8 protein-coding genes are annotated in these 9,289 nt (G+C 64.2%); 3 read left to right on the forward strand and 5 right to left on the reverse strand.

Features of this window, described 5'->3' with window-relative positions; all coding sequences use genetic code 11:
• Nucleotides 1-78: 78 nt before the first annotated feature.
• Nucleotides 79-2,010: a long-chain fatty acid--CoA ligase gene (locus Q0743_RS20180; RefSeq protein ID WP_298243247.1), complete on the reverse strand. Its 1,932-nt coding sequence runs from the start codon at nucleotides 2,008-2,010 to the stop codon at nucleotides 79-81.
• Nucleotides 2,007-2,828, reverse strand: coding sequence for an ABC transporter ATP-binding protein (locus tag Q0743_RS20185; RefSeq protein ID WP_298243248.1), 822 nt, complete (start codon nucleotides 2,826-2,828; stop codon nucleotides 2,007-2,009). The genes Q0743_RS20180 and Q0743_RS20185 overlap by 4 nt, the downstream gene beginning before the upstream one ends.
• Nucleotides 2,829-3,165: 337 nt before the next feature.
• Between Q0743_RS20185 and Q0743_RS20190 the strand changes: the two genes are divergently transcribed.
• Nucleotides 3,166-3,846, forward strand: a complete 681-nt coding sequence (locus Q0743_RS20190; RefSeq protein WP_298243249.1) for a Crp/Fnr family transcriptional regulator — start codon at nucleotides 3,166-3,168, stop codon at nucleotides 3,844-3,846.
• Between the two features lie 3 nt (nucleotides 3,847-3,849).
• Here the strand turns inward: Q0743_RS20190 and Q0743_RS20195 are convergent, their stop codons facing one another.
• Both Q0743_RS20195 and Q0743_RS20200 read right to left on the reverse strand, forming a co-directional pair.
• Entirely contained in the window at nucleotides 3,850-5,112 is a 1,263-nt protein-coding gene (locus Q0743_RS20195) for an MFS transporter (RefSeq protein WP_298243250.1), read from the reverse strand.
• Nucleotides 5,113-5,235: 123 nt separating this feature from the next.
• Nucleotides 5,236-6,075 carry a uroporphyrinogen-III synthase gene (locus tag Q0743_RS20200; RefSeq protein ID WP_298243251.1) on the reverse strand — a complete coding sequence of 280 codons (840 nt, stop codon included), beginning with the start codon at nucleotides 6,073-6,075 and terminating at the stop codon, nucleotides 5,236-5,238.
• Between the two features lie 150 nt (nucleotides 6,076-6,225).
• Here Q0743_RS20200 and purU point away from each other — a divergent pair, with 150 nt between their 5' ends.
• Nucleotides 6,226-7,089, forward strand: a complete 864-nt coding sequence (gene purU, locus Q0743_RS20205) for a formyltetrahydrofolate deformylase (RefSeq protein WP_298243252.1) — start codon at nucleotides 6,226-6,228, stop codon at nucleotides 7,087-7,089.
• Between the two features lie 74 nt (nucleotides 7,090-7,163).
• Here the strand turns inward: purU and Q0743_RS20210 are convergent, their stop codons facing one another.
• Entirely contained in the window at nucleotides 7,164-7,448 is a 285-nt protein-coding gene (locus Q0743_RS20210; protein WP_298243253.1) for a hypothetical protein, read from the reverse strand.
• Nucleotides 7,449-7,977: 529 nt separating this feature from the next.
• On the opposite strand from Q0743_RS20210, the gene Q0743_RS20215 reads away from it, so the two are divergent.
• A complete protein-coding gene (locus Q0743_RS20215) occupies nucleotides 7,978-9,156 on the forward strand; it encodes an ABC transporter substrate-binding protein (protein WP_298243254.1) in 1,179 nt (392 codons plus the stop codon).
• Nucleotides 9,157-9,289 lie beyond the last annotated feature (133 nt).

A 9,289-nucleotide genomic window follows, 5' to 3' on the forward strand; every position in this document is an offset into this window, starting at 1 on the left:
CCCGGATCGCTGACGCGCTCCGGCCTCTCCCCGCAAGCGGGGAGAGGCGAAGGGCAGAGTGTGCGGCCGTAGACTGCATCACTCCGCAGCCTCCGCCATGTGCCCGTGACCGCCCAAATCCACCACGCGCAATGTCGTGCGTACCCTTTGGGTGGTGCCGTCCTGGAAGCGGATCACGGTGTCGACGGGAATGTCGGCATCGCCGCGGTAGATTGCGTCGATGATGCCTTCGTATTTCTCGTTGATGACGCCGCGGCGTACTTTTCGCGTGCGGGTGAGCTCGCCATCGTCGGCATCGAGCTCCTTGTAGAGCAGCAGGAAGCGCGAGATGCGCTGGGCCGGCGGCAGCGTGGCGTTGACGGTCTCGACCTCCTTCTGCAGCAGCTTGTAGACTTCGGGCCGTGAAGCGAGATCGCTGTAGGTCGTGAAGGAGAGGCGGTTCTTCTCCGCCCATTTCGAGATGATGGAGTAGCGGATGCAGATCATCGCCGCGAGCGCGTCGCGTCCGGCCCCCAGAACCACGGCCTCCGCGATGTAGGGCGAGAACTTCAGCTTGTTCTCGATGAATTGCGGCGAGAAGCGCTCGCCGCGCGAGGTCTCGGCGAGGTCCTTGATGCGGTCGATGACGACGAGCTGCTGGCTCGCGTTGAAATAGCCGGCGTCGCCCGACAGCATCCAGCCGTCCTTGATGTCGGCGACGCTGGCTTCCGGGTTCTTGTAGTAGCCCAGGAACATGTTGGGATGCCGCACCACGATCTCGCCGACGCCGTGGATGTCGGCATTGTCGATTCGGATCTCGACGCTGTCGGCCATCGGAACGCCGGTGGTGTCAGGATCGACCTTGCCCTCGGGGTGCAGCGTGTAGGCACCCAGCAATTCGGTCTGGCCGTACAGCGTGCGCAGCGGCACGCCCAGGGCCTGGAAGAACTTGAAGGTCTCTGGGCCGAGCGCCGCGCCGCCGGTGGCGGCCGAGCGCAGGCGGGTGAAACCAAGCCGGTCGCGCAGCGCGCGGAACAGGATCGCGTCGGCAAAGCCCGAGCGCTTGCCCTGAGCGAGTGCGGCCAGACCCGACTTCATGCCGACATCGAACATGCGCTGCTTCAATGGCGTGGCGTCCATCACCTTGGCGCGGACGTCGGCGGCGATGGATTCCCAGACCCGGGGGGCAAAGAGCACGAACGTCGGAGCGATCTCGCGCAAATCGTTCATCATCGTGTCGGGCTCTTCGACGAAGTTGATCTTCATCCGGCACAAGAGACCTTTGCCGAGCACGTAGACCTGTTCCATGATCCACGGCAGCGGCAGCACCGAGACGTATTCGTCATCGGGCCCCTTGGGGTCGAAGGCGAGATAGGTCGCGCAATGGCCGAGCACGCGGCCGGCGGCGAGCATCGCGAGCTTGGGGTGAGAGGTGGTGCCCGACGTCGTGCAGAGGATCGCGACGTCCTCGCCCTTGGTGGCATCGACCAGTCTGTCGTAGAGCTCCGGCTCCCGGGTGGCCCGCGCGCGGCCGAGCTCGGCGAATTTTTCGGCCGACATCAGCCGCGGGTCGTCGTATTTCCGCATGCCGCGCGGATCGGAATAGATGATGTGCTTCAGCTTCGGGACGCGGTCGGCGAGGGTGAGCAGCTTGTCGACCTGCTCCTCGTCCTCGGCGAAGACGAGCTGCGCCTCGCCATAGTTGAGGAGATAGGAGGCCTCCTCGTCGAGCACGTCGCGATAAAGTCCGAGGCTGAGGCCGCCGATGGCGTGCGTCGCCACTTCCGCCGCGACCCAGTCCGGCCGGTTGTCGCCGATGATGCCGACGACGTCGCCGCGGCCAAGGCCCATCTCGACGAGACCGAGCGCAAAGTCGCGCACGCGGGCCTGATAGTCGTTCCAGGTGAACAGCCGCCAGAGCCCGAGATCCTTCTCGCGCAATGCGATTTCGTTGCCGTGCTCCTTGGCGTTGAGCCGGAGCATCTTGGGATAGGTGTCGGCCTGGGCGACGCGTCCTGCGTAATCCATCATGCCGCGCTCTCCTGCGCGGGCGCAGCGTCGTCCGGATCGACCAGCACCTCGTCTTCTTCGCCAAGATAGGCACGCTTGACGTGGGGATCGGCCAGCACCGTCGCCGGATCGCCTTCGGCGATCTTCCTGCCGAAATCCAGCACCATGACGCGGTGGGAGATGTCCATCACCACGCCCATGTCGTGCTCGATCATCACCACCGTCATCCCGAATTCCTCGTTGAGATCGACGATGTAGCGGGCCATGTCCTCCTTCTCCTCGAAGTTCATGCCGGCCATCGGCTCGTCGAGGAGGATGAGGCGCGGCTCCAGCGCCATGGCGCGGGCGAGCTCCACGCGCTTGCGCAGGCCGTAGGAGAGTGTACCGGCGGTGGCCTTTCGCACCGATTGCAAGTCGAGGAAGTCGATGATCTCCTCGACCTTGCGGCGGTGCTCGAGCTCCTCCTTGCGCGCGCCGGTGAGCCAGTACAGCGATCCCGTGAGGAAATTGTTCTTCAGGAGGTGATGGCGGCCGACCATGATGTTGTCGAGCACGCTCATGTGGTGGAACAGCGCAAGATTCTGGAAGGTGCGGCCGATGCCGAGCGAGGCCCGCGCGTTCGGCGTCAAACCGGTGATGTCGCGGCCCTGGTAGAACAGCTGGCCTTCAGTCGGTTTGTAGCGGCCGGAAATACAGTTCACGATCGAGGTCTTGCCGGCGCCGTTGGGACCGATGATCGAGAACAGCTCGCCCTCCCTGATGGCGAAGCCGACGTCGGTCAGCGCCCGGACGCCGCCGAATCGCAAGGACACGCCGCGCACTTCAAGACTGGTAGCCACCAAACGAATCCCTCCCGGTGATGGCGCTTTTTAGCGGCGCTCTTCGTCCGTTCCTGCCCGGCGATCCTAATACGGCGGTACCGGTCAGGCCATGCAGCAGATGGTCTCGACCGGAGCCGCGCCACTCTCGTTCCCGTCAGGGATCAAAAGCCGCATCGTCCGAGGTGGTCCTCAATAGGGGAAAGCGCTATTTTGAAATGTCTCCCGGCTGACAATTCTGCGACAAAGTTTGCGGGGCGGCAGCGGTCTTCATCTTTCGTCGGATGGCGGCCGAAATCATCATGTTGCAATGCAGCAGAAGGTGGAGTGACGAAACGGTGCGGCTGGTCGCGACATCATGATTTCAGAAGATCATCTGAGGCGCGTCGCTGCCTGGTCGCGCGAGCTCACGCAAGCGGAGATCGAGGTCGCGCGCGCCGGAATCACGGAGCGGTCTTACGGCACCGGCGAGACCGTGTTCATGCGTGGCGATATTTTCGCCTATTGGGCCGGCATGGTGGGCGGCCTTGCGCGCATGGGCGGGGTCTCGCGCGATGGCAAGGAGACCAGCCTCGCCGGGCTGACGGCAGGGGCCTGGTTCGGCGAGGGCAGCGTGCTCAAGAACGAGCCGCGCCGCTATGACGTGGTCGCGCTGCGCGATAGTCGCGTCGCACTGATGGAACGCAGCGCCTTCATGTGGCTGTTCGAGAACAGCGTCGGCTTCAACCGGTTTCTGGTGCGCCAGCTCAACGAACGGCTCGGCCAGTTCATCGGCATGCTCGAGGTCAATCGCACGCTGGATGCCACCGCGCGCCTTGCCCGCAGCATCGCCTCGCTGTTCAACCCGATCCTCTATCCGGAATCGACCGCGCATCTGGAGATCACCCAGGAGGAGATCGGCGCGCTCTCCGGCATGTCCCGCCAGAACGCCAACCGGGCGCTGAACCGGCTGGAGAAGGAGGGATTGCTGCGGCTCGAATACGGCGGCGTCACCATCCTCGATATCGAGCGGCTGCGCGGGTACGGGGATAAGGAATAGCCGTCACCGCGCATTGGCGGGGGCGTGAGACGGCCAGAGGTCAGCGCGCCAGCGGATCGCGATCGCCAGCATCGCGATGATGCCCAAGGCGGCATAGAGCGAGCCCGTCGCGGAATAGCCGATGACGTCGATCAGGCTACCGGCGGCGAGCAATCCGAGCGGCAGGCCGTAGATCACCATCATGCGCACGCCCATGACGCGGCCGCGCAGATGTGCACTCGCCGTTCGCATCAGGATCACGGCTGCCGAGATCATCGACATGCTCTGGGCGATCCCGGCGAGAACGAGGCAAGCCATCGCCACCGGCATGGTCCTGACTTCGACGAAGATCAGCAGCATGGCGTACCAGGCCAGCGTCGCGCCGATCAGCAGCCGCGCAATGCGCAGTCCGCCGACGAGGCTCAGCGTGATGGAGCCGATCAGTGAGCCGACGGCGAAGCTCGCCGAGAGATAGCCAAGGCCAGTCTGGTCGGTCTGGAAGATTTCCCGCGCGATGTAAGGCAGCAGTCCGCCGGTGAAGGGAAATGCGGTGAGATTGGCCAGGAAGGCGACACACAGCGCCGCGCTCATGCCCGGGCCATTCCAGGCGTAGACAATGCCCTCCTTGAGGTCGCCAAACAGTCGCGAAATGGCGTGGCTGTTCGCGGGAAGATCGCTCGTGGTGACCGTCCTTTTCGGCCGGGTCAGGCAAAGCATGAGAAGCGCGGCCGTGAAGTAGAGGCAGGCGATCGCGACATAGACGAAGCCGATGCCGAGGACGGCGAACAGCCCGGCGCCGGTCAACGCTCCGGCGATGCGCGCGCTGTCCTGGGTCGTGCGCGCAACGCTGATGGCGCCCACCAGTTGTTCGGCCGGCATGATCTCGGCGAGCAGCGCGCCCCGGACGCCGAGATCCGAGGGGCGGATCAGGCCCATGATCGCGACGATGATCATGACGCTCAGCGGCGACAGATGACCGCTCAGCGCCAAGACCATGATGGTCGACGACAGCACCGTATAGGCAAGACGCATCACGACGAGGAGATCGCGGTGGCCCATCCGGTCGCCGATCATGCCGAACACCGGCGCGACCAGGGTCCCGACGAACTGCAGCGAGGCAAGCACGGTCAGCAGCAGCACCGAGCCGGTCTCGACCATGATGTACCAGCCGAGCACGAGCGTCTCGACCTCGAACGCCCAGGAGGTGAGCAGATCCGACGGCCATTGAAAGCGGTAGTTGCGGATGCGGAACGGCGCGAGCGCAGAAGGTCGTAAGGCTGTGCTCAAGGCGCGACGGCTCGTGTCACGGCGATTCCCTGCCCCGTGTGGTTTCTTTTCATTTCCGGCAGGGTAGGGCCGGCGACGCGTGTGTCAATCGGAGCCGCCGCATGCCGCTCCCGCGCTCAGCTCCTATCTGGCCGACATCGGCTTCCGCTCTGCCAGCGCTGTGGCCATCGCCGAGATCAGCGGGCGCATGAAATAGGCGTCTTCGGCCGGCGAGACATCGGTGCGCAGGCCGTGTGCGGCAAGCTCGCCGGAAACCGCCGGGCCTACCGACGCAATCAGCGTCCGTTCGAGGCCGGCGCGCAGCTTGGCCTCGCTGCCATGCGCCTTCGCAGCCTCGATCAGGCGGCGGACCTGGCCAAGATTGGTCAGCGCGAGGGCATCGATCCGCCCCGTGGCCATGTCGTCGATCGCAGCGACGATGTTGGCGTCCGCGGCCCTGGAATCGTAGACATAAGGCAGCACGGTATCGACCGCGGCGCCTTGCGCGGCGAGGGCGCCGGTCAGCGCGCTGTGGTCCTTGTCCGGATAAAGCTGGAGGCCGAGGCGCCGGCCTTTGAGATCGAGCTTGCCCAACATCTCGATCACGCCCTCGGTCGTCGGCTTCTCGGTCATCTGCTGCGCGTCCAGGCCGACTTCGCGCAGTGCCTTGCCGGGCTTTGGGCCGCGGGTGAATTTCCGCGTCTTGGCAAGCGCCGCGACGAGGGCGGCGTCGAGCCCGCGGGCGCGGGCAAGCTTCATGATCCGCCGCAGGCCTTCGCCGGTCATCAGCACGAGATCGTCGAGGGGCTCGTCAATGGCGCGGCGGATCCAGGCCTCGACCGGAGTGGGATCGGGCGCATCCTGGATGGTGAACATCGGGCATTGCACGACCTCGGCGCCTTGCTCGGCCAGAAGCTTGGAGAACTGCGCTTCCTCGCGCGTTTCCAGGATCAGGATGCGGGTGCCGTTCAAGCGGTCGGCCATGGGGATGCTCCGGTACAAATCGCAATCGTCCGTTCATCCTGACTCCTGGCCCGGGATTGGCGCAAGGGTCGCGTCGGTGCTAGAGCAGGTGCAAATCGCGGATCGTTCCGCTGCACAAACCTTCATCAAGAGGCAAGCCTGTTCATCAACATGCCCGACCATCAATATGTTCTGACCTTGTCCTGTCCGGATCGACCCGGCATCGTCTCGGCGGTGTCGACGTTCCTCGCCCACAACGGACAGAACATTCTCGACGCCCAGCAGTTCGACGACACCGAGACCAACAAGTTCTTCATGCGGGTGGTGTTCACCGCGGCCGATCTCGCCGTGGAACTGTCGGCGCTGCAGACCGGCTTTGCCGCGATCGCCGAGCGTTTCGGCATGGAATGGCAGATGCGCGACCGCGCCGCGCATCGCAAGGTGATGCTGCTGGTGTCGAAGTCCGATCATTGCCTGGTCGACATCCTCTATCGCTGGCGCACCGGCGAATTGCCGATGACGCTGACCGGCATCGTCTCCAACCATCCGCGCGAGGTCTATGCCGGGCTCGATTTCGGCGACATCCCGTTCCATCACCTGCCGGTCACCAGGGAGACCAAGCGCGAGCAGGAGGCGCAGATCATGGACCTCGTCGGCAAGACGAAGACCGATCTCGTCGTGCTTGCCCGCTATATGCAGATCCTGTCGGACGATCTGTCGGCCAAGCTCTCCGGCCGCTGCATCAATATCCACCACTCGTTCCTGCCGGGTTTCAAGGGCGCAAAACCCTATCACCAGGCGCATGAGCGCGGCGTCAAGCTGATCGGCGCCACCGCGCATTACGTCACGCGCGATCTCGACGAAGGCCCGATCATCGACCAGGACGTCGAGCGCATCAGCCATCGCGACACGCCCGAGGATCTCGTCCGTAAAGGCCGCGACATCGAGCGTCGCGTGCTCGCCCGCGCGATCCGCTACCATCTCGACGACCGCGTCATTCTCAACGGCCGCAAGACCGTGGTGTTCGTGGATTAGCGAATGGTGAATGGCGAGTAGCGAATAGATAGAGGGTGGTCCTATTCGCCACTCCCTATTCGCCATTCGCCCCCTCAGCGCACCGCGCCGGCCGACGTTGTCCCCGTCGCGCCCTTCTGTGCCTGCTCTTCCTTCTCGCGATCTGCCGCCGGCAGCAGCCGCTTGCGTTCGCGTTCCTTCATGTAGGCATCGTATTGCGGCGTGCCCGGTCGCGGCGGCGCATCGGCCGGCAGGCCGCCGGCCCATTGCGGGATGGTGTCGCCCATGCCGGCGGAGAGCTTTTCGTTGACAGTTCCGCAGCCGGACACTCCCGCAGCGAGCGCAACCAGGACGACGGCGGAACGAAAAGTCTTGGACATTGTGGGAGCGTGCACGCGTTCGGTCATGGGACGCCGGCTTGAGCCGGCGGAAATCAGGTTAGCCTTCAACAAGGTAAAATAGACTTATTCGAGGACAGGTAATTTATTACCGGGTCGCGGCCGCCCTTGCTGCGCGGATGTCCGAATTCTGCAAGGGAAAGACGAAATCCTCCATCCACCTCATTACCGCCGTTTCTAGACTGCGGCGGACTGCTCGCGACAACTTGGCGTGGTCAGCGGCAGGGGTTTTCGTTGACAAGTCCATTTTCTTTGTACATTCGTACAAATGAGGTTTGGGGCGGATGAGTTGTCGGGTTACTCCGACGTAACTGGCAGCCCCGCTTTCAGTCGTTGGGCAATCGGAACGCGCGGGTTGCGCTGAAGGGTCGCCAAACGTCCGATTGACAAGGAGGGCGCGAAAGACGCCCATGTGGCCCACGATTATGCTCGCGCGTGGGCTAAGTTTGATGCAAGGGCCGGGCACTCGGTCCAGGGCACAAGAGTCAGGAATGAAGGGGAGGGACATCTGATGTTCGAACGCAAGATTTTCTCGCGGACCGCCGTGGCGGCCGCCATCGCAAGCCTCGCGGCCGTCGCGCCCGCCACGGCCGAGGACAGTGTGAAGGTCGGCCTGATCCTGCCGATGACCGGCGGCCAGGCCTCGACCGGCAAGCAGATCGAGAACGCGATCAAGCTCTACATGCAGCAGAAGGGCGACACGGTCGCCGGCAAGAAGGTCGAGATCATCCTCAAGGACGACGCCGCGATTCCGGACAAGACCAAGACCGCCGCGCAGGAGCTGATCGTCAACGACAAGGTCAACTTCATCGCCGGCTTCGGCGTGACGCCGGCGGCGCTCGCGGCCGCGCCGCTCGCAACGCAGGCCAAGATTCCCGAAGTCGTGATGGCGGCCGGCACCTCCATCATCACCGAGCGCTCGCCCTATATCGTGCGCACCAGCTTCACGCTGGCGCAGTCCTCGACAATCATCGGCGACTGGGCGGTGAAGAACGGCATCAAGAAGGTGGCGACGCTGACCTCGGACTACGCGCCGGGCAATGACGCGCTCAACTTCTTCAAGCAGCACTTCACCGCGGGTGGCGGCGAGGTCGTCGAAGAAGTCAAGACCCCGCTCGCCAATCCCGACTTCGCGCCGTTCCTGCAGCGCATGAAGGACGCCAAGCCCGACGCGATCTTCGTGTTCGTGCCGGCCGGCCAAGGCGGTAACTTCATGAAGCAGTATGCCGAGCGCGGTCTCGACAAGGCCGGCATCAAGGTGATCGGGCCGGGCGATGTCACCGACGATGACCTGCTCAACAACATGGGCGACGCCGTGCTCGGCACGGTCACCGCGCATCTCTACTCCGCGGCGCATCCCTCGCAGCTGAACAAGGATTTCGTCGCCGCCTACAAGAAGGCGTTCGGCAACCGTCCCGGCTTCATGGCGGTCAGCGGCTATGACGGCATCCACCTGATCTACGAAGCGCTTAAGAAGACCGGTGGCGACACCAACGGCGACAAGCTGATAGAGGCGATGAAGGGCCAGAAGTGGGAGAGCCCGCGCGGTCCGATCTCGATCGACCCCGAGACCCGCGACATCGTGCAGAACATCTACATCCGCAAGGTCGAGAAGGTCGATGGCGAGCTCTACAATGTCGAGTTCGCAACGTTCGAAGCCGTCAAGGATCTCGGCAAGACCAAGAAGTGACGCGCGAAAGCACGTCATCCCGGGGCGCGCATTAGCGCGAACCCGGGATCTCTCGCCGCGCTCACCGTCATGCCCGGGCTTGACCCGGGCATCCACGCGGGCGCCGGACAAGAACGTGGATGGCCGGGACAAG

The sequence above is a fragment of the uncultured Bradyrhizobium sp. genome (assembly GCF_936943645.1).
Lineage (GTDB): Bacteria > Pseudomonadota > Alphaproteobacteria > Rhizobiales > Xanthobacteraceae > Bradyrhizobium.